Origin of the sequence: Paenibacillus pasadenensis, assembly GCF_023715725.1 — a bacterium.
Lineage (GTDB): Bacteria > Bacillota > Bacilli > Paenibacillales > Paenibacillaceae > Paenibacillus_O > Paenibacillus_O pasadenensis_A.
In genome coordinates, this window is record NZ_JAMBOT010000014.1 from 36,823 (window position 1) to 56,845 (window position 20,023).

Consider the following 20,023-nt stretch of genomic DNA (forward strand, 5'->3'; position numbering starts at 1 on the left):
ATTGACCTGACTTGGCCCTGCTCGGAGTAGCGCGGCCTGTAAGTAAATTTGAATTTCAGCAAAGAGGGAAATGCCAATGAAAGTCGTATTAGCGACGCTAAATGCCAAATACATTCACACCTCTCTCGCCCTTAGATGCCTGAAGGCGTTCAGCGAGAAGGATTTTCCAATTGAGATTGCCGAGTATACGATCAAGGACCCCGTCATGAATATCGTCTCCGATCTTTACGACAGAGGAGCGAAGGTAATCGGGTTCTCCGTGTATATCTGGAATATTGAAGAGACCGTTAAAGTGATCCGCATCTTGCGGAAAATCGCCCCGGAGGTTCGCATCGTCATGGGCGGCCCCGAAGTCAGCTACGATACCGGCGAGTGGCTGGAAAAGCTGCCGGAGGTGGATTTTATAATCCACGGCGAGGGCGAGGAAGCTTTCAACCATCTGCTGCACGAAATTCAGGGCGAGGGCAAGTTTCATCGGGTGTTCGGAGCCGCCTACCGGAAGGAGAAAGACGGCCAGTCCGAGGTTATCGTCAATCCGCCGCGCCCGAAGGTGAATTTGGCCGAGCTGCCAAGCCCTCATCGTTTTCCGGAGGACCGGGAATCGCTGGGCAAACGTGTGGTGTATTTTGAAACGAGCCGGGGCTGTCCGTTCAGCTGCTCCTTCTGTCTGTCCAGCATCGAGGTTGGTGTCCGTTATTTCGATATCGAGCGCACAAAGGCGGATTTGCTTTATTTGATCGAGGCCGGCGCCAAAACGATTAAGTTCGTCGACCGCACGTTTAACATCAAGCGCGATTATGCGCTGGAGATGTTCAAATTCCTCATTGAGAATCACGGCGGCTGCGTGTTCCAGTTCGAAATTACGGCGGATATTATGCGGCCGGAGGTGCTGGATTACTTGGCGGAGCATGCTCCGCCGGATGTTTTCCGCTTCGAGATCGGCGTACAATCCACCAACGATGTGACCAACGAGGCGGTGGAGCGCCGCCAGAACTGGAACAAGCTGGTCCGTACGGTTACCAGCGTGAAGGATTCCGGAAAAATCGCTCAGCATCTGGATTTGATTGCGGGGCTTCCGCATGAGGATTACGATACGTTCCGCAAAACGTTTAATGACGTTTTTGCGCTGCGTCCCGAGGAGCTGCAGCTCGGTTTTCTGAAAATGCTGCGCGGTACCGGACTCAGGCGGGATGCCGATAAATACGGATATGTGTATGCCGATCAGGCGCCGTATGAGATTCTTGGCAACGATCTGATGCCGTTTTCCGACCTCATTCGTATCAAACGGGTTGAGGATGTTCTGGAAAAATACTGGAACGCGCATCGGATGGATCATACGCTGCTGTTCCTGATTGACCGTGTATTTGGATCCGCCTTTGATTTCTTCCAGCGGTTCGGCGATTTTTGGGAGCGCCAAGGCTGGGAACGCATCGGCCATCAGCTGGAGGATCTGTTCTCGCGGCTATGGTCATTCCTTACTTCCGACGAAGCGCCGCAAGGCATAGAGCTCGACACGATTCAAGGTCTGATGAAGCTGGACTATTTCCTGAACCATAACCACAAGCCGCGCAAAGTATGGTGGGAGTTCGGCATGGACAAACAGGAGCTGTCCGGCTGGATGAAACGGCTTGCCGAGGAGCCGGAAGCTGTGAGCGGAGGCTTCTCCGAGCTTGGACTCGGCGAGAAGGAGCTGCAGAAACATGCCGTTCTGGAGCGGCTGCCGTTTGACTTGGAGCTGTTCTTGACGGAGGGCGACGTTAACCGCGAAGCGGAAACGCTGCTCGTAGTGCTTTACGGCGTTGACGGCAAACGCGGCGGAACCGCGTACAGTCTGCGCCTTGCTCAAGGGGCCGCGGTTAAGGGCTGACGAAGTGGAAATCCCCGGCTAACGGACGCCGGGGATTTCTTGATGAGTAGAGGAGGATTCGACTTAATTTTGTTCATAGGTGGAGAACTCCTTGAAACAATCCTCCCATTAAAAAGAGGCTATCCCATGAGTCACGCCATGTGACTAGGGACAGCCTCTTTTCAATTTGAATACACAATTGAGTGAGTTTTACTGGTAGATCATGCGCCGTAAGGTCGTTTGACGACCTTACTGGTGCAGTTTACCGGTAGATCATGCTTCGTAAGGTCGTTTGAAGCCCTTACGGGAGCAGTTTACCGGTAGATCATGCACCGTAAGGTCGTTTGACGACCTTACGGGAGCAGTTTACCGGTAGATCATGCTTCGTAAGGTCGTTTGAAGCCCTTACGGGAGCAGTTTACCGGTAGATCATGCGCCGTAAGGTCGTTTGACGACCTTACGGGAGCAGTTTACCGGTAGATCATGCACCGTAAGGTCGTTTGACGTCCTTACGGGGCCGCAGCCCGGAATTACTTGCCCCTTAAGGCACGAGGCTGCGGATAACCGTCATGTCGCCGTCGAGCGTGTAGGAGCCAAGCGTTGCCGGAAGCAGGAAACATTCACCGGCTTTAACATCCTGAGCTTCGCCCTCGCCCCAGGCAATCGAGCCGCTGCCCTCGGCAATAACGAGGATAACAAAGCTGTCGGCCGTAGTGCTCAGCTCAAGCGCGCCGCGCACGATGCCCTTGTCGACCAGGAAGTAAGGGGAGCTCGCGATTGTCAGCCAGCTGCCAGCCTCTACGCCTTCCGTTGTCATGCGTGTTGCGCCTGCGCCTTCATAAGCAATGACGTTCAGGGAGTCTTCTACATGCAGCTCGCGCAGCTGGCCGTCCAGGCCAGGGCGCTTGTAGTCGTACAGACGGTACGTCGTATCAGAGTTTTGCTGAATTTCGGCAACGACTACGCCAGCGCAAAGCGCGTGCACCGTTCCGGCTGGAATGTAGAACGCATCGCCGGCTTTAACCGGCACTTCCTGCAGCGCCTCCATGACGCGGTCCTCGTCAATGGCTTGCTGCAATGCGGCGCGGTCGATCCCGTCCTTGAGGCCGTAAATGATTTTGGCGCCTGGCTTGGCGTCGAGAATGTACCACATTTCCGTTTTGCCAAGCTCACCGGCAGGCAGACGGTCGTAGTCATCCGTCGGATGAACCTGAACCGAAAGATCGTCGTTGCAGTCGAGCAGCTTGATGAGCAGCGGGAAGCGCCCGTTTTTCTCGGAGAAGCCTTTGCCGCCAAACCATTCGCGGCCGAATTGCTCGCGGATTTCGTCCAGGCCGAGGCCGTCCAGCGCGCCGCCTGTTACCTTGGTGGTGCCGTTAGGGTGATCGCCAATCATCCAGCCTTCGCCGATATGGCCTTCCGGAAGCTCCAGGCCGAATTGCTCCAGCGCGCGTCCGCCCCAGACGCGTTCTTTCATTTCAGGTTTAAACTTAAGCGGGTAAGGTTTGACAGTCATCGTTTGTTCCACTCCTGTTATCTAGTATTAGAATGATGCAATCGGTGCAGTGCGGATTCGGACAGCTTACAGCTGCGGAGCTTGCCCCGGCTGGAACAGCTCCAACAGCTCGCCGTCCGGGCCGTAAAAGTAGAAATAACGGGCGCCGTTTGGCAGCGTCGTAATCTCAGCATCGCGCAGCGGTACGCCCATACGTTTAATTCGCGCGAATTCTTCCTCAATATCGTCGACGGTAAAAGCCATATGATGCGTTTTGCCCTCGGCCGGAAGCTCGGAATTATACCCTTCAATCAGCTCCACCTCCGTCTCTGGTGAGCCGGGGAACCGCAGAAACGCCATACGGACTACGCCGTTTGTGTGGAGAAGAGTGTACGTATGCTCCAAGCCCAGCACATGTTTGTAGTATTCAATCGAAGCTTCCAAACTAGCAACCATAACGCCAACATGCTCAAACTTGCGGATAGCCATCATTCATTCCTCCTTAAATTAATTGCGCTATCCTTTGCGAGCCTCTATGCCGAGCGCGTAGGGAGCTGAGGGCTTCTGGGCCATCCGATAAACGGCGGCCTGAGCCTGCTCCTGTGGCAATGAGGAAGCCCAGCGAAGCACCTCATCGGCTTCCTCTTCGCCGCCGATATGGCCCGGATAGAGGACGCAGGCCAAAATGCCGCCAGGCCGCAGCAGCTGCAGCGCCGCCTGCATAGCGGGAAGCGTTGTAGCCGGAAGGGTGATGACCGAAGGATCGGCTCCCGGCAGGTAACCGAGATTGAACATTACCGCTGCCAAACGGCCATGCAGCTCCTGAGGCACCGCATCCGCCAGCTCGCTGTGCGAGCGGAGCAGCAGGCTTGTCCGTTCCGGAAGCTTTCCCTCTGCCGTTAGCGGCTCCAGCCGCTGGCGGGTTCGCAGAATAGCTTCCTGCTGGATGTCAAAGCCGATCAGCGAGCCGCGGGGGCCTACAAGCTCAGCGAGAAAACGGGCGTCCACGCCCGTGCCAAGCGTGGCGTCCACGACGGCGTCGCCGGGCTGTACGCGCTGGCGGACCCAGCCGTGTGCCATGCCGATGACCGACAGCAGACCCATCAGCTCGTCGCCTCCGGTGAGCAGCCCGTCGTTTCGGCGGCGGCAGCCTTCATAAGCGCCGCGTATTTGGCAGCGGACAGCTTTTTGCCAGGCTTGGTAAGGGCCGGGGCCGAGACGGGCTCCGGCAGAAGTCCTGGCGCCGCGGGCTGCCACAGCCGGCCCTGCCAGGTGCCGCGCCGTTTCAGCTCATCGTCGAAAGCGTTCAAAACCTCCCATTTGCGAAGGCTCCAGGTCGGCCCGATGAGCAGATCGCGCGGCGCGTCGCCGGTCAGGCGATGAACAATCATCTCCGGAGGCAAAAACTCCAGCGTATCTACGACTAGATTAACGTACTCGTCCATTTCGAGGAAGCGCAGCAAGCCGTCCTCATACTGCTTGACCATCGGCGTTTTGCGCATTAAATGAAGCAGATGGATTTTGATGCCTTGAACATCCATTGCAGCAACAGCGCGGCCGGTATCCAGCATCATCTCATGCGTTTCCTGCGGGAGGCCGTAAATGATATGCGCGCAGACGCGGATGCCCCGCGCCCGCAGGCGGCTAACGGCGTCGAGATAACAGGCGGTATCATGCGCGCGGTTGATCAGATCCGAGGTTGACTCATGGATGGTCTGCAGACCCATTTCAATCCACAGATACGTGCGTTCGTTAAGCTCCGCCAAATAATCCACGACATCGTCAGGGAGACAATCGGGACGGGTCGCAATAGACAGACCCACGACGCCGGGCTGCGCAAGAATCGCTTCATAATAGAGGCGCAGCTCCTCGACAGGGGCATACGTATTCGTATAGGCCTGGAAATAACCGATGTAACGGGCGTCCGGCCATTTTTGATGCTGGCGGTCGCGAATCGTATTAAACTGCTGGATCAAATCTTCCCGGCGGCTGCCTGCAAAATCGCCCGAGCCCCGCGCGCTGCAAAACGTGCAGCCGCCGGTTGCGACGGCGCCGTCGCGGTTGGGACAGGTGAAGCCCGCATCAAGCATGACCTTGAATACTTTGCCGCCGAAATGATCTCTCATCTCGTAATTCCATGTATGAAACCGCTTGTCTCCCCATAATAGAGGGGCGTCTGCGGAGGTGATTCGAGGTGTTTCCATTGAGGCTCCTTCCTTGCGAGAGCGCCGGAATCGGGAGTTAGGCAAACGCCCAGGCGCAGTCTTTCTACATCTTATAAGAAATTGCCCGGGAATGCCATCGTTCCAAGGCCGCAAACCGTTCTGGAAAGAGCAGGAAGGCTAATGTTTAACAATAGGACAAGCTGGTTAAAATAGGGCTTGAAAGCGTTTAATTTAGGCTTGCAATACCTTACATGATGTGTTAAATTAAAAGTGTAGAAAGTCAGTTAAATCAAGGGTTTTTCATCACTCCAATGCCGCCGTAACCCTGGTTTTCATAAGCGCCTGTATTTTCGGGAAAGCTGTAAAAAATTCCACGAGGTGATGAATATGAACACGGTGAAAATTCCACAAGGCGATAATAAGGTAACGGTTGAGCTTACGGTTAAGGAATTGATGGCTCTGGCAGGCATTCGCTTCCACGGCAATCACCGCCTTGAGATTGAAGCGCGCAAGAAGCTCAATCACGTGCTCTCCGAAACGTACGATCTGGAGAAGCCAATTCCATATCAAATGCTTAACTAGCAGCCAACAGGTTGGAATATAAGGTGTTGCAAGCGGATCCGATGGGCAGAGCGCCCGCAGGGGCCGCTTTTTTCTTTACAAGCACGCTTAACTTGGGCACAATAGGACGGAACGATAGATTAAGATTATGTTTCGCACGGATGCGATTAACTGGAGGATAGCACGAAGATGCGTTTACGAGGTAGAAAAGGAATCCGCGAGGAGCTGGAGGCGTTGCCGCAGCTAGTTGTACTTGACGCCGCGGAATATAAAGGCAAGTGGAAGGAATTTTTTGGGAACGACAAGCCGATTCACGTAGAACTGGGCATGGGCAAGGGCAGATTTATCAGCCAGCATAGCGTACTTAATCCTGATGTTAATTTTATCGGCGTTGATATGTACGACGAGCTCATCCGCCGCGCCAGCGAGAAAGCTCTGCTCGCCCGCGAGGAGCTCGGGCTGGAAGGTTATCCGCCCAATCTCGCCTTGCTGCGCGCTAATATTGAAGGAATCGCAGACATGTTCGCTCCCGGAGAGCTGGAGCGCATTTACCTGAATTTCAGCGATCCGTGGCCGAAGTCGAAACATGCGCGCCGCCGGTTGTCGCATCCCCGTTTTTTGGAGCAGTATGCGGTTATTCTGAACGAAAACGGCGAAATTCATCAAAAAACCGACTCTCGGACGCTGTTTGAGTTCTCGCTCAACAGCTATGCCGAGGTGGAGCTGCAGATGAAGAATATATCGCTGGATCTCCACCGGGATGAAGTGCGCGACGATCTGGTCCTGACGGAATATGAGAGCAAGTTCATCAAGCAGGGGCTTCCGATTCATCGCTGCGAGGTAGTCGTGGGCGAAGCCGCTCTGGCGGCCTACCGCAAGGAAAAAGCGGACCGCCGCTCCCGCGAAGCCGCCAAAGAGCGCGAGGATATGGAGAAGGCCAAGCAGCATACTTCGCAAGGATAAGGCTCAAGCCCTGTATAGACAGACAGCCCGCAGACCCGTATTGGGCCGGCGGGCTGTCCGCGTTTTAATTTCCGATTAAAAAAATGGATGCTGCGGCGGTCAGCGACCCCAGCAGAGCTCCCGCGCCGACATCGGAGGGGTAATGAAGGCCCAGAAACATCCGGGACCATCCGACCGAACCGGCAATGATGACAGCAGCCGCCAGAAATAGCGGAAAAAAAACCGGCAGCTCGGTTGAGGCTGCATGCACAAGCGGCACGATCCAGGCAAAAATCGCCGTGGTGTGACCGGAAGGAAATGAGGAGTCCTTGAGCAGGCTTTTTCCTGTCCGCACTCCTTCCAGCGCCTGATAAGGCCGCAAGCGCTTCAGCGTGCGTTTGACGATCGCAACCGGGATGTGGCTGATCACTACAGCAGCCAGGCTTTGCCACCCTGCTGTCTGCCATGCGCCTTCGGCAAAAAGGGCCAGCAAAATGGAGGTGCTCAGCGTGAAGGTCGCCCCTCCCATATGCGTGATCGTCGCCAGCCACCGGCGAATGAACGCGTGAAGCCGCAAGTTGACCGGCCCGCGGTTCAGCCACAATAACAGCCTCCGCTCCTTCGTTCGAAGCCAGCCGATTAATGCGCTCATCTGCAATTCCTCCCTCGTGCTCGTACACCTATCATAACCTTGAGAGCGGAGTCTGAACATCATAACCCATTTTAGGTTGGAATTGTTATCGGAGAATTATGTTTAGGGGCGTTTTACCGGTGCTTTACGATGGTAATGATGGTAGGAAGGATGTAGTTGCGGGGGAGAATGAGCTTTTCGTTCACCGAATAGACACAAGCGGCGTGTCGGATTAGGGGAACTTTTCGCGTTCGTTGCTCGTTGATAAGGACGAAAGCATCAAAATGCCAGCAAATGAATGGAAGATGCGGTTAGCGGCAGTAAATGAGGGTATCCTAGTCGTTAATGGGTGATGCAAGCGTTTTTCCAGTTGCTATTAGGCAAATGAACCGCTTTTCTGATTTTGACAAAGCCAACGGAACTGTGGAAAATCAGAATGGTTGTTTGGCAACGACCCACACAGCAAAATACAGAGAGAGAACAAACCCGCTTCACTAAAAGAGAGAATATATTAAAATCGGGGTCTCAAGGGGGCAAGACAAGTGATAGCTAATTCGATTATGGTTGCACTTCAGATTTTTCTGGCGTTTATAGGGATTTATCAGTTTGTTTTGGCGCTGTTTGGGATTTACAGGAAGAAAAAGATCATTCAGCATCAGCCGCAAAAATCATTCGCCATTTTGGTGGCTGCTCACAACGAGGAGAAAGTCGTGGGTGCATTGATTGAAAATCTTAAAAATCTTGATTATCCCAAAGAGCTGTACGATGTATTTGTTATTTGCGACAACTGTACGGACAATACGGCCGATATCGCCCGCAGTATGGGAGTACATGCCTGCGAACGTTTCAACAACCAGCTCAAGGGCAAAGGTTTTGCGATTGAATGGATGCTCAAAGAATTGTGGGCAATGCCGAAGCAATACGATGCGATCGTCATGTTTGACGCCGACAATTTGGTGAATACGGATTTTCTGATTCACATGAACAACGACCTGTGCAACGGACATCAGGTCATACAAGGCTACCTGGATACGAAGAACCCGGATGATTCTTGGGTTACCGCTTCTTATGGCATCACTTACTGGTACTGTAACCGGCTGTGGCAGCTGTCCCGCAGAAATCTCGGCATGGCGAACTTTCTTGGCGGCACGGGCATGTGCTTTGAAAGCAAGCTTATGAAGGAGATGGGCTGGGGAGCGACCAGTCTTGTTGAGGATCTTGAGTTTTCCATGCGTTGCGTTCAACGGGGCATTCACCCGGTGCTCAATTTTGAAGCCAAGGTATACGATGAGAAGCCGGTGACGTTTAAAGCTTCTGCACGCCAACGGCTTCGCTGGATGCAGGGTCACTTTACCGTAGCGAGACACTATTTCCTGCCTCTTCTTTGGGCAAGTATCAAGGAGCGGAACTTCGTCAAGTTTGATGCGGCGCTGTACTCGTTCTCTGTGTATACAACATTCCTTGGATTTGTAGGAACCGTTATTATCTGGGCGGATTCCATTTTGCCGGCTGATAATCTGTTTAAGTCGATCTACACGTATTTGCCGATTTGGCTGCCGGCCGTTGCTCTTGCCGCTGCGGCAATCATGTTTCCGATTGTCATGGTGCTTGAGGGAGTCAAGTCGCGCAAAATGTACACACATCTGCTTTCTATGATCGTGTTCCAGCTGAGCTGGCTGCCGATTACGTTCTACGCCTTTTTCACGCAAAACAACAAGCAGTGGAGCCATACTCAGCATACTCGCGTCATTCGGTTGGAAGAAGTTCAAGGCAAACAGGCTTCTTGAAGACAGGTTGACATCAGTAACCTAATCATGGTATATTGCTTTAGGTTGTTTAACTAATGGCTTTGAATAGCTATTCGCACAAGCAGAAGCACCCGCTTCTCACCTGCCCGATTTTGTCGGCTGGTCTGCGATCGCGCGTTTACCGGTCTTCCTTCTAAGAGGAATAGCATCGGCACATACGGCGTATCACGCGGGTCCTGCTGCAGGACCCGCTTTTGTTTGTTTATAATGCAAATGAAGCAATCAATTCCATTCGGAGGTGGACGGTTATTAGCCGAGATCATCAAATTAACGACGACATCCGGGCGAGAGAAGTACGCCTGGTCGGACCCGAAAGCGAGCAGCTTGGAATCAAGCCGATTCGCGAAGCTCTGCAGATGGCCATTGACGCCAATATGGATCTGGTCAACATTGCTCCTCAAGCGAAACCGCCGGTTTGCCGGATTATGGACTACGGCAAGTTCCGCTATGAGCAGCAGAAGAAGGATAAGGAAGCCCGCAAAAACCAGAAGACGGTTGATCTGAAGGAAGTGTGGTTCCGCTCCAACATCGACGAGCATGACTATCAGACGAAGCTCCGCAACGTCATCAAGTTCCTGGGCGAAGGCGACAAGGTGAAAGCCTCGGTCCGTTACCGCGGCCGCGAAATCGCGCATGCTGCAGTCGGCCAGCGCATTCTGGAGCGCCTGCTTACGGAAGTTAACGATATTTGTAACGTCGAGCGTGTGCCGAAACTGGAAGGACGCAGCATGATCATGATTTTGGCACCGAAGAACAACAACTGATCATTCATTATTCAAGGAGGATAAAGACATGCCTAAGATGAAGACGCACAGCAGTTTGAAAGACCGCTTCAAAATTACGGGAACTGGCAAGGTTAAGCGTTACAAAGCGTACCGCAACCACCTGCTTTCCCATAAATCCGGCCGCACGAAGCGTGTTCTGGCTACTCAGCCGAACATGGCTGCAGGCGACATTCGCCGTTTGGCTCAAGGCCTTGCGCAATTGAAATAGCATTTTATTTCTATCGAATTTTTAATAGAACCTACAGGAGGGTATTATCATGGCAAGAGTAAAAGGCGGATTCGTTCGCGCCCGTCGCCGCAAACGGATTCTTAAACTCGCAAAAGGTTACTTCGGTTCCAAACACCGCCTATTTAAAACAGCAAAGGAGCAGGTTAACAAATCCCTGCTTTACGCTTACCGTGACCGTCGTCAACGGAAGCGTGATTTCCGCAAGCTGTGGATCGTTCGGATCAACGCGGCAGCTCGTCAAAACGGCCTGTCCTACAGCAAATTCATGTTCGGCCTGAAACAAGCCGGCGTCGAAGTGAACCGTAAGGTTCTTGCCGACCTGGCCGTGAACGACATCAGCTCGTTCAACAGCCTGGCTAACGTTGCCAAGCAAAAGCTGAACGCTTAGTTATACGAGGAAGCCTGCATATGCAGGCTTCCTTTTTTTGTTTTTAGCCGGATTCTGTCGTCCTAAATGAAGGCGGAACCTGATTTCCTAAATCCGTCCGGGGCCCGTTTTGTCCGACGCAGGACATCCGTACATGCCGCTCGATGAGAGACTGAATATGTTGAGAAGAAAGGGAAAGGAGGAACACAAGTTGTCTACAATAACCAGACAGCACGTTCAGTCGTTTGTCGGCCAGCAAGTTCAGGTCAATTTGAGGGATGGATCTACGATCAGCGGCAAGCTGGAAAGATTCACTAAGGATACTCTTTTTGTAAGGGTAAAGGATGAACCGGGTAAAGCGCGGGTTCGCGCATTTATTCTGCCTTTGGCTTTGTTTTCAGTTCTTGCAATCGGCCTTTCGGCAACCGGATGCGGCCCATGCGGCGGCCCCTATGGTCCTGGCCCCTACGGCCCGTACGGTCCGGGCCCTTATGGACCGGGTCCTTACGGCCCCGGCGGCTACGGTCCTTATGGACCTGGTCCGGGATGCTGCTCTCCGTACGGCGGAGGAGGCAAGGGCTTCTACTAATACGGACGGACGGGGCTGTTGTCTGCTCTTCAGAGCGGCTTCGTCCACATCGTAACTTTTAATTCGGGAAAATGGCGCACCGATTCATATCCTTCACGGATATAGAATCGGCGTGCTCTCTCGTTGACATCGTCCACATAAAGAACAGACATGACGGAACCTGCGATTCGGCCGCGCTGCTCAGCCAGTTTCATTAACTCTTTGCCGATGCCATGTTTGCGTGACTGCGGCTGAATGACAAGCATATCGATATGCAGAATTCCTTGCATGAGGCTAAAATGGACAAACCCTAATGTTTTGCCGCGTTTGGAGAGAGCTGCAACGATCGTTTCTCCGCTGCGAAGCCGGTCAGGCAAGCCTGCAATGACGGATGCGTCATCTGGATTGACCGTATATGACATCGGAATCAGCTCGTTTTGAATGAGTTTTACCAGCTCCGGAAGATCGCTGTTATCCAGCGAGCGATAATAGATTGAGTTCATTTTATCCCGCCTTAAGGGCAGCGGCGGCAGGCCTCAAACTCCTCGCTACGCGCCGATTGCCGGGTGCTTGCGCTATAGTGTATGCAGCGGATTTGCGGTTGCGAAAGGATAAAAATTCAGGGGAATACATAACTTTTGCATTCCCGGCTCAATCTAAGTATTGACGGATGGTAAGCTCAAACATATAATAAGGTCTAAGCTTATACCCGAACGGCTATGATGAGGACGAAGTGTTAAGGGCTCTACTGTACAGAGAGCGACGGATTAGCTGCAACCGCCGCCAGCACCCCTTTCCAACGAGCTCACCTCGGAGCTGTTTTCCTGAAAAGATGCCCTTTGCATCCTATTAGGGGGAATCGCATGGCATGCGTTAACCTGCCGATGTAAGACGCTTTATTTGTGTCTTACTTCATGAGGCTTCGCATTGCGAGATGCGGCGCAAACCTGGGTGGTACCACGGAAGATAAACCTTTCGTCCCTATGCTACGGCATAGAGGGCGGAAGGTTTTTTTGTTTCACAATAGAGGGCGAAGGCGGTCAGTCGACACCGCCGCCGTCACGAAGGGAGGAACACATGATGGTTATGCAGGGCGAAGCATTACGTTCAAAAGAAGAAATCATGGAAAGAATGAGGACCCCAGAAGTGGTCAGCGGCTCCGAAATTCTTCTCCGCAGCCTGGTGCTCGAGGGTGTGGAATGTGTATTCGGCTATCCCGGCGGCGCGGTGCTTTTCATCTATGATGCAATGCACGGCTTCAAGGACTTCAATCACGTTCTGACCCGTCATGAACAAGGCGCTATCCATGCGGCTGACGGTTATGCGAGGGCGTCGGGCAAAGTAGGCGTATGCATCGCAACCTCCGGTCCGGGAGCGACAAACCTTGTAACGGGAATTGCAACGGCCTACATGGATTCGGTTCCGATGGTCGTTATTACCGGCAACGTAGCCACGAGCTTCATTGGCACGGACGCTTTCCAGGAAGCCGACATTACCGGCATTACGATGCCGATCACAAAGCACAGCTACCTGGTCCGCGACGTTGAGGATCTGCCGCGCGTAATTCACGAGGCGTTCCATATCGCGAATACAGGCCGCAAAGGTCCGGTGCTGATCGATATTCCTAAGGATGTTTCCGCCGCCAAAACGCTGTTCAAGCCGGTAACGGAAGTAAGCATCCGCGGTTACAATCCGACGGTAACGCCGCGCAAGCCGCAGCTCGACAAGCTAATTAAAGCCGTTTCCGAAGCAGAGCGCCCCGTTGTGCTGGCAGGCGGCGGGGTTGTGTACTCCGGCGGACACGAGGAGCTGCTGGAATTCATCACCAAAACCGGAATTCCGGTAACGACAACGCTGCTGGGCCTTGGAGCTTTCCCGAGCGGCAACGACCTGTGGCTCGGCATGCCGGGCATGCACGGAACGTACACCTCTAACAAAGCGATTCAAGAATGCGATCTGCTGATCAACATCGGAGCGCGCTTCGACGACCGGGTGACAATGAAGCTGGACGGCTTCGCGCCGAAAGCCAAAATCGTTCATATCGATATCGATCCGGCCGAAGTCGGCAAAAACGTTCCAACGGATATCCCGATTGTCGGCGACGTCAAAACAACGCTTGCTCTCGTCAATGCCGAGGTTGGTTACGCCGCTAAAGCCGATGCATGGCGGGCTCAAGTAAGCCAGTGGAAGCAGGAGCAGCCGCTGCGTTATACGGATTCCGACACCGAGCTTAAGCCGCAATGGGTTATCAGCATGATTCATGATACGACGAACGGCGACGCGATCGTTACGACGGACGTTGGCCAGCACCAGATGTGGGCTGCTCAATATTATCGTTTCAATCAGCCGCGCTCCTGGATCACCTCCGGTGGTCTCGGTACGATGGGCTTCGGATTCCCGTCTGCGATCGGCGCTCAAATGGCGAACCCGGATCGGCTTGTCGTCAGCATTAACGGTGACGGCGGCATGCAGATGTGCGCACAAGAGCTCGCAATTTGCGCCATTAACAACATTCCGGTAAAAGTAGCCATCATCAACAACCAGGTGCTTGGCATGGTTCGTCAGTGGCAGGAAATCATCTACGACAACCGTTACAGCCATATCGATCTCGCTGGCAGCCCCGATTTCGTCAAGCTTGCCGAAGCCTACGGCGTCAAAGGATTCCGGGCAACGAACAAGGAAGAGGCGGAGGCGGCATGGAAGGAAGCGCTCGCGCATCCGGGTCCGGCTGTTGTGGAGTTTGTCGTTCGCAAGGGCGAGAACGTGTATCCCATGGTCACGCAGGGCAACACGATCGACGTTATGCTCATGGGGGATGAAGAATGAAGCGCAACTATACGATAGCGATTCTGGTCAACGACCAGCCAGGCGTTTTGCAGCGGGTTGCCGGATTGTTTGGCCGCCGCGGATTCAATATCGAGAGCATCACGGTGGGAGCCAGCGAAGAGCCGGGTCTTTCCCGAATGGTTATTGTGACCGCCGGCGACGACAAGCTGCTTGAGCAAGTATCCAAACAGCTATACAAACTTATCGACGTAATCAAGGTTGTCGACGTTAGCGCCAGCCCGATGGTCGAGCGCGAGCTCGCACTTATCAAGGTCAGCGCCGATCCTGCGGTCCGTCCGGAAATTCTGGGCGTAGTCGAAACGTTCCGTGCAGCTGTAGTAGACATCGCTCCTACGACGCTGATCGTGCAGGTTGTCGGATCACCGGAAAAAATCGACGCCATGATTGAACTGCTCCGCCCATACGGCATCCGGGAGCTTTCCCGCACCGGTATTACCGCAATGAACCGCGGAACTGTACGCTCGTAGTCGGAATTTTTTGATAAGTTCGAAAACGCACCTATAACGCTATAATTTCTACCTATAAAGCCCGCTTTGAGCGGGAGTTTAAGGAGAGCGACGGCTTCAGCAGTTCAGCTTTAGTGCGTTATCTCTTTAAACACCCGCTCAAAGGGGTTCAAATTTAAAGGAGGCATCATCATATCATGGCAGTTAAATTGTACTACGAAAACGACGCGGATCTCAGCATTTTCCAAGGAAAAACGATTGCCGTAATCGGCTACGGAAGCCAAGGCCACGCACAAGCGCAAAACCTGCGTGACAGCGGCGTGAAAGTTGTTATCGGTCTTCGCGAAGGCAAATCCGCCGACAAAGCGCGCAACGACGGCTTCGAAGTTCTGTCCGTTGCTGACGCTACCCGTAAAGCTGACGTTGTTCAAATCTTGATGCCGGACGAAACTCAAGCTCAAGTATACAACGACGAAATCGCACCAAACCTGAAAAAAGGCGCGGCGCTGATGTTCTCCCACGGTTTCAACGTTCACTTTGGCCAAATCGTGCCAAGCAAAGACACGGACGTTCTGCTTGTCGCTCCTAAATCCCCGGGCCACATGGTTCGCCGCACTTATGTAGAAGGCTTCGGCGTTCCTGGACTGATCGCAATCGAGCAGGACGCTACGGGCAACGCTCAAGCAATCGGCCTTGCTTATGCTAAAGGCATCGGCTGCACCCGTGCAGGCGTATTCGAAACTTCCTTCCGCGAAGAGACCGAAACGGATCTGTTCGGCGAGCAAGCAGTACTTTGCGGCGGCACGTCCGCGCTGGTCAAAGCCGGCTTCGAAACGCTTGTTGAAGCAGGCTACGCTCCAGAGATGGCTTACTTCGAGTGTCTGCATGAGCTGAAGCTGATCGTCGACCTGATGTACGAAGGCGGACTGGCTTCCATGCGCGATTCCATCTCCAACACGGCTGAATACGGCGACTACGTAACTGGCCCTCGCATCGTGACGGACGAAACAAAAAAAGCGATGAAGGAAGTTCTTTCCGACATCCAACAGGGCAAATTCGCCCGCGACTTCATCCTCGAGAACAAATCCGGCCGCGCTATGCTAACGGCTACCCGCCGCAACGAGTCGGAGCATGCAATCGAAAAAACCGGCGCTCAGCTTCGTGAGCTGATGCACTGGATCAAGAAGTAAGAAACAGTGGACGGCGCGCTTCTTCCTCCAGGAATGAGGCGCGTTTGCCGCTTTTACGATTAATAACTCGAAATGGAGGTGCCGGTATGCGTAAAATCTATATTTTTGATACAACGCTCCGCGACGGCGAGCAATCGCCAGGGGTCAACCTGAATACCCAAGAAAAGGTGGAGATCGCCCTCCAGCTGGAGAAGCTGGGCGTCGATCGGATTGAAGCGGGATTTCCTGCGGCCTCGCCGGGCGACCTTGCAGCCGTGCAGGCAGTAGCCGCAGCGGTCAAATCCGCAACGGTCATCGGTCTCGCCCGCGCCGTAGAGCGGGATATTGACGCGGCTTGGGAAGCGCTGAAGGATGCTGCCGACCCGTGCATTCACATCTTTCTGGCGACCTCGCCGATCCACCGCAAGCATAAGCTGAAGATGGAAAAGGAGCAGGTGCTTGCGACCGCTGACAAGGCGATCCGCTACGCCAAGCAATTTTTCAACAAAATCGAATTCTCGCCGGAGGATGCCGGACGCACTGAGCTGGACTTCCTCTGCGAGGTTACGGAAATGGCCATCAAAGCTGGCGCAACGGTCGTCAATATTCCCGATACGGTCGGTTATATGACTCCAGCCGAGTTTGGCAACATTTTCAAAACGCTCAAGGAAAACGTTCCCGGCATCGAAACGATCCAGCTGAGCGCCCACTGCCATGATGATCTTGGGATGGCTACAGCCAATGCGCTGGCAGCCGTGCTGAACGGCGCGGACCAGATCGAGGGCACAATCAACGGCATCGGCGAACGTGCGGGCAATACAGCGATTGAAGAGGTCGCTCTGGCGCTGGAAACTCGCGGGGCTCTTTTTGGAGCCAAAACGGGCTTGAAGCTTCAGGAAATCGCGCGCACGAGCCGTCTGGTCAGCAAGCTGACCGGCATGGTCGTTCCGGGCAACAAGGCTATCGTCGGCGCCAACGCTTTTGCGCATGAGTCCGGCATTCATCAGGACGGCATGCTGAAAGAAAAAACGACGTACGAGATTATTTCTCCCGAAACGATCGGCATCAAGGAATCCAAGCTCGTTATGGGCAAACACTCCGGCCGCCACGCGTTCCGCGAGAAGCTGCTCGACCTTGGTTATGCCCTTGAGGAGGAGGCGCTCAACACCGCCTTCGCCAAATTTAAGGATTTGGCCGACCGCAAGAAAAACGTCACCGACGAGGATCTGCTTGCTATGCTGGAGGAGAAGCTCGCTGCTGCGACGGAGGTTTACGCGCTGGAAACGATCGAGGTTCACTACGGCAACCGTTCCACGCCAAAAGGGACCGTTACGATCAATGTTGAAGGCAAAGGCGTACAGACGGGCACTGCAGAGGGCAACGGCTCCATCGACGCGCTGTTCAACGCCATTGACGGCCTGACTGCGGAGGCGGTTGAGCTGGAGGACTACTCCATCAAATCCGTTACTCACGGCAAGGACGCGCTCGGAGAGGTTCATGTCGTGCTGCGCCAAGGTGAGGCAACCGCGCAAGGTCGCGGCGTCAGCACCGATATTTTGGAGGCGAGCGCCCGCGCTTATGTCGATGCGCTTAACCGGCTGATCGAGAAACGCAAAGCTCCGGGACGCCGGGATAAAATGAGCTTGATCTAAAGCAGTTTTTATAGAGACCTCGGCGCCGCTTTTTATAGTGGAGCTGAGGTCTTTTTAGCACTTATTAGCGGCATTCAAAAAGCAAGTATGGAAGTCTGATATCTCTATAGGTATGGCCTATTACGACGATAGCTTTCCAATCTTGGGCACGGAAGCTTAAGTATGATACAACTATTGATAGTTATTATCAATCGATTATGAAATGAAGACGGGAGTGTTTTTATATGGCAGAAGTCAAAAAAATCGCCGTTATCGCAGGCGACGGAATCGGACCCGAGGTAGTCGGGGAAGCAATTAAAGTGATCCGCAAAATCGAGGAGCTGTACGAGTACCGTTTTGAATTTGAGCACGGGCTGTTCGGCGGCATCGCCATCGACGAAAAGGGTACGCCGCTGCCGCAGGAAACGCTGGACATTTGTAAAAATGCCGACGCCGTTCTGCTCGGAGCGGTTGGCGGTCCAAAATGGGATAACAACTCCAAGGAGCTGCGCCCGGAAACGGGATTGCTCGGCATCCGCAAAGCGCTGGGCCTGTTCTCCAACATCCGCCCGGCAAACGTATTTGACTGCCTGAAGGACGCCTCCACGCTGAAGCCGGAAGTGCTTGAAGGTACAGACCTGATCGTTGTGCGCGAGCTGACCGGGGGAATCTACTTCGGCGAGAAATTCCGCCGCGAGGGTGAAAACGGCCAAGAAGCGGTCGACACTTGCGTTTATAATGTGCAAGAGGTAGAGCGTATCGTCCGTCAGGCGTTCGAAATTGCAATGACGCGCAGCAAACGCCTTGCATCCGTCGATAAAGCAAACGTATTGGAAACTTCCCGCCTGTGGCGCGAGGTTGTAAACCGGATTGCTCCTGAGTATCCTGAGGTTGAGCTGGAGCATGTGCTCGTAGACAACTGCGCGATGCAGCTGCTTCGCCGTCCATCGAGCTTCGACGTTATCGTGACGGAGAACATGTTTGGCGACATTTTGAGCGACGAAGCGGCTATGCTGACCGGTTCAATCGGCATGCTGAGCTCTGCATCGCTTGGAGAGGGCAGCTTCGGCCTGTACGAGCCGGTGCACGGTTCCGCGCCTGACATTGCCGGACAAGGCATTTCCAACCCGATCGCGACCGTCCTGTCCGTTGCGCTCATGTTCCGCCTGACATTTGGTTATGCGGACGCTGCGCAAGCGATTGAAGACGCCGTTAAGGAAGTTTTGGATGCAGGCCACCGTACGGGCGATATCGCTGTCGACAAATCAAAAGCAATCGGAACGACGGCAATGGGCGATCTGATCGTGAATGCTCTCCGTAAAGTCTGACTCTGATTTTCAGATAATAATTATTTCAATCTAATATTGACTATGTTCTGCAATTAATGATATGATCGCATAGAACGTCACGAGAGGTGACAACATATACTCACGCTCTAAGCGTCAAGGAGGTAATTCGGAACAATGGCAGAACGTTTGGTAGGCCGTCTGGCCCCGGATTTTACGATGGAGACTGTAGACGGTCAAGGCAAAGAGTTCGGTAAAGTATCCCTTTCCGACTACCGCGGCAAATGGCTCGTATTCTTCTTTTACCCGCTGGACTTCACGTTTGTGTGCCCAACGGAGATTACGGCTCTTAGCGACGCAGCTGAAGAGTTCAAAAAGCTGAACACCGAGATTCTCGGCGTCAGCATCGACAGCATCCACAGCCACAAAGCTTGGATCAACACGTCCAAAAACGACAACGGCCTTGGCCAGTTGAACTTCCCGCTTGCTGCCGATATCACGAAGCAAGTATCCCGTGACTACGGCGTCCTGATCGAAGAAGAAGGCATCGCACTGCGCGGCCTGTTCATCATCGATCCGGAAGGCGAACTCAAATACCAAGTCGTTAACCATAACGACGTAGGCCGCAGCGTTGAAGAAACGCTTCGCGTGCTGCAGGCGCTGCAATCCGGCGGCCTGTGCCCAATGAACTGGAAGCCAGGCGACAAAAACCTGGTTACGGTTTAATTCACCCCCAGGCTGATGCTCCGGCATAAGCCGATAGAATTGCATAAACACGGACAAGCCAGAGCGAATGCTCTGGCTTTTTCGCGTTCAATGGAATGGTCCCAATGAAATTCCGTCGGATTCCCGGTTACGAGCTGAGGAAGATCAGGTGCCAGCATCTTTTTTTCCGCTTGATGCGTCTTAATTCCAAGCAAAGGTTAAGAATAACAGAATCCACTTCAAGGAAGAGGAGGCTGCGAAATGATGCTTGAACCGGATCATACGTACCCGAAGTCTGCCCATGACCCAAAGGAGCCGAAACCTGAAATAATCCCGCCGCCTTCCCCGGAAATCGAGCAGCCGGATAAGCCGGAGATCGTGCCTCTGCCGGACAAGCCCGAGATAGCGCCGGAACGCGCTCCAGAGCTTCCTGAATTGCCTAGCGGGCCGGAGATAGAACCGGGGCAGGTACCGCCGACTGAAATTCCCTAACGTCCAATTTTTGAGTAATAAGGAAACTTTTTAACGGCCTTTAGAGACAG

The 20,023-nt window shown here is 53.7% G+C and carries 20 protein-coding genes and 1 pseudogene; 15 read left to right on the forward strand and 6 right to left on the reverse strand.

All coding sequences use genetic code 11. The features are described from left to right. The first annotated feature begins 76 nt into the window (after positions 1-76). The gene (locus tag M3223_RS21095) at positions 77-1,867 is read left to right on the forward strand and encodes a B12-binding domain-containing radical SAM protein (RefSeq protein WP_251565311.1); all 1,791 of its coding nucleotides are present in this window, start codon (positions 77-79) and stop codon (positions 1,865-1,867) included. A 520-nt stretch (positions 1,868-2,387) separates the two neighbouring features. Here the strand turns inward: M3223_RS21095 and M3223_RS21100 are convergent. The 4 genes and pseudogenes from M3223_RS21100 to M3223_RS21115 all read right to left on the reverse strand — a co-directional run. Then, complete coding sequence (locus tag M3223_RS21100; protein ID WP_251565313.1) at positions 2,388-3,362, reverse strand: type I phosphomannose isomerase catalytic subunit; 975 nt, start codon at positions 3,360-3,362, stop codon at positions 2,388-2,390. A gap of 66 nt (positions 3,363-3,428) precedes the next feature. Then, positions 3,429-3,830: a VOC family protein gene (locus tag M3223_RS21105; protein WP_251565315.1), complete on the reverse strand. Its 402-nt coding sequence runs from the start codon at positions 3,828-3,830 to the stop codon at positions 3,429-3,431. Positions 3,831-3,857: 27 nt separating this feature from the next. After that, positions 3,858-4,445, reverse strand: a complete 588-nt coding sequence (locus M3223_RS21110; RefSeq protein WP_251565316.1) for a class I SAM-dependent methyltransferase — start codon at positions 4,443-4,445, stop codon at positions 3,858-3,860. Positions 4,446-4,591: 146 nt separating this feature from the next. Next, positions 4,592-5,545 (reverse strand): annotated as a pseudogene (locus tag M3223_RS21115) (TIGR01212 family radical SAM protein); the annotation flags it as partial. A gap of 348 nt (positions 5,546-5,893) precedes the next feature. On the opposite strand from M3223_RS21115, the gene M3223_RS21120 reads away from it, so the two are divergent. Both M3223_RS21120 and trmB read left to right on the forward strand, forming a co-directional pair. Continuing rightward, a complete protein-coding gene (locus tag M3223_RS21120) occupies positions 5,894-6,088 on the forward strand; it encodes a hypothetical protein (protein ID WP_251565320.1) in 195 nt (64 codons plus the stop codon). Between the two features lie 168 nt (positions 6,089-6,256). Then, the gene (gene trmB, locus M3223_RS21125; RefSeq protein ID WP_251565322.1) at positions 6,257-7,030 is read left to right on the forward strand and encodes a tRNA (guanosine(46)-N7)-methyltransferase TrmB; all 774 of its coding nucleotides are present in this window, start codon (positions 6,257-6,259) and stop codon (positions 7,028-7,030) included. 64 nt (positions 7,031-7,094) lie between these two features. Here trmB and M3223_RS21130 read toward each other — a convergent pair whose 3' ends face one another. Beyond that, positions 7,095-7,661, reverse strand: coding sequence for a phosphatase PAP2 family protein (locus M3223_RS21130; RefSeq protein ID WP_251565323.1), 567 nt, complete (start codon positions 7,659-7,661; stop codon positions 7,095-7,097). Between the two features lie 539 nt (positions 7,662-8,200). Here M3223_RS21130 and M3223_RS21135 point away from each other — a divergent pair. The 5 genes from M3223_RS21135 to M3223_RS21155 all read left to right on the forward strand — a co-directional run bounded on the left by M3223_RS21135 (position 8,201) and on the right by M3223_RS21155 (position 11,418). Beyond that, positions 8,201-9,427 (forward strand): glycosyltransferase family 2 protein, encoded by a 1,227-nt coding sequence (locus M3223_RS21135; protein WP_285891396.1) that lies wholly within the window; start codon positions 8,201-8,203, stop codon positions 9,425-9,427. 269 nt (positions 9,428-9,696) lie between these two features. Beyond that, positions 9,697-10,212 carry a translation initiation factor IF-3 gene (infC, locus tag M3223_RS21140; RefSeq protein WP_251565404.1) on the forward strand — a complete coding sequence of 172 codons (516 nt, stop codon included), beginning with the start codon at positions 9,697-9,699 and terminating at the stop codon, positions 10,210-10,212. 28 nt (positions 10,213-10,240) lie between these two features. Continuing rightward, a complete protein-coding gene (gene rpmI, locus M3223_RS21145) occupies positions 10,241-10,441 on the forward strand; it encodes a 50S ribosomal protein L35 (RefSeq protein WP_251565325.1) in 201 nt (66 codons plus the stop codon). Positions 10,442-10,490: 49 nt separating this feature from the next. Continuing rightward, complete coding sequence (rplT, locus tag M3223_RS21150) at positions 10,491-10,850, forward strand: 50S ribosomal protein L20 (RefSeq protein ID WP_251565327.1); 360 nt, start codon at positions 10,491-10,493, stop codon at positions 10,848-10,850. A 190-nt stretch (positions 10,851-11,040) separates the two neighbouring features. Then, a complete protein-coding gene (locus M3223_RS21155) occupies positions 11,041-11,418 on the forward strand; it encodes a hypothetical protein (RefSeq protein ID WP_251565329.1) in 378 nt (125 codons plus the stop codon). A 29-nt stretch (positions 11,419-11,447) separates the two neighbouring features. On the opposite strand, the gene M3223_RS21160 is transcribed toward M3223_RS21155, so the two are convergent. After that, complete coding sequence (locus tag M3223_RS21160; protein WP_251565331.1) at positions 11,448-11,900, reverse strand: GNAT family N-acetyltransferase; 453 nt, start codon at positions 11,898-11,900, stop codon at positions 11,448-11,450. Positions 11,901-12,477: 577 nt separating this feature from the next. Here M3223_RS21160 and ilvB point away from each other — a divergent pair. The 7 genes from ilvB (at position 12,478) to M3223_RS21195 (ending at position 19,973) form a co-directional block, all read left to right on the forward strand. After that, the gene (ilvB, locus tag M3223_RS21165; RefSeq protein ID WP_251565407.1) at positions 12,478-14,223 is read left to right on the forward strand and encodes a biosynthetic-type acetolactate synthase large subunit; all 1,746 of its coding nucleotides are present in this window, start codon (positions 12,478-12,480) and stop codon (positions 14,221-14,223) included. Further along, complete coding sequence (ilvN, locus tag M3223_RS21170; RefSeq protein WP_251565333.1) at positions 14,220-14,711, forward strand: acetolactate synthase small subunit; 492 nt, start codon at positions 14,220-14,222, stop codon at positions 14,709-14,711. Before ilvB ends, ilvN begins: the two co-directional genes overlap by 4 nt. Before the next feature lie 176 nt (positions 14,712-14,887). After that, a complete protein-coding gene (gene ilvC / locus M3223_RS21175) occupies positions 14,888-15,880 on the forward strand; it encodes a ketol-acid reductoisomerase (RefSeq protein WP_251565335.1) in 993 nt (330 codons plus the stop codon). Between the two features lie 86 nt (positions 15,881-15,966). Beyond that, entirely contained in the window at positions 15,967-17,511 is a 1,545-nt protein-coding gene (locus tag M3223_RS21180; protein WP_251565337.1) for a 2-isopropylmalate synthase, read from the forward strand. A 224-nt stretch (positions 17,512-17,735) separates the two neighbouring features. Next, complete coding sequence (gene leuB / locus M3223_RS21185) at positions 17,736-18,818, forward strand: 3-isopropylmalate dehydrogenase (protein ID WP_251565339.1); 1,083 nt, start codon at positions 17,736-17,738, stop codon at positions 18,816-18,818. Positions 18,819-18,953: 135 nt separating this feature from the next. Beyond that, on the forward strand, positions 18,954-19,502 hold the full coding sequence (locus M3223_RS21190) for a peroxiredoxin (protein ID WP_251565341.1): 549 nt from the start codon (positions 18,954-18,956) through the stop codon (positions 19,500-19,502). Positions 19,503-19,742: 240 nt separating this feature from the next. Next, positions 19,743-19,973 carry a hypothetical protein gene (locus M3223_RS21195; RefSeq protein ID WP_251565344.1) on the forward strand — a complete coding sequence of 77 codons (231 nt, stop codon included), beginning with the start codon at positions 19,743-19,745 and terminating at the stop codon, positions 19,971-19,973. Positions 19,974-20,023 lie beyond the last annotated feature (50 nt).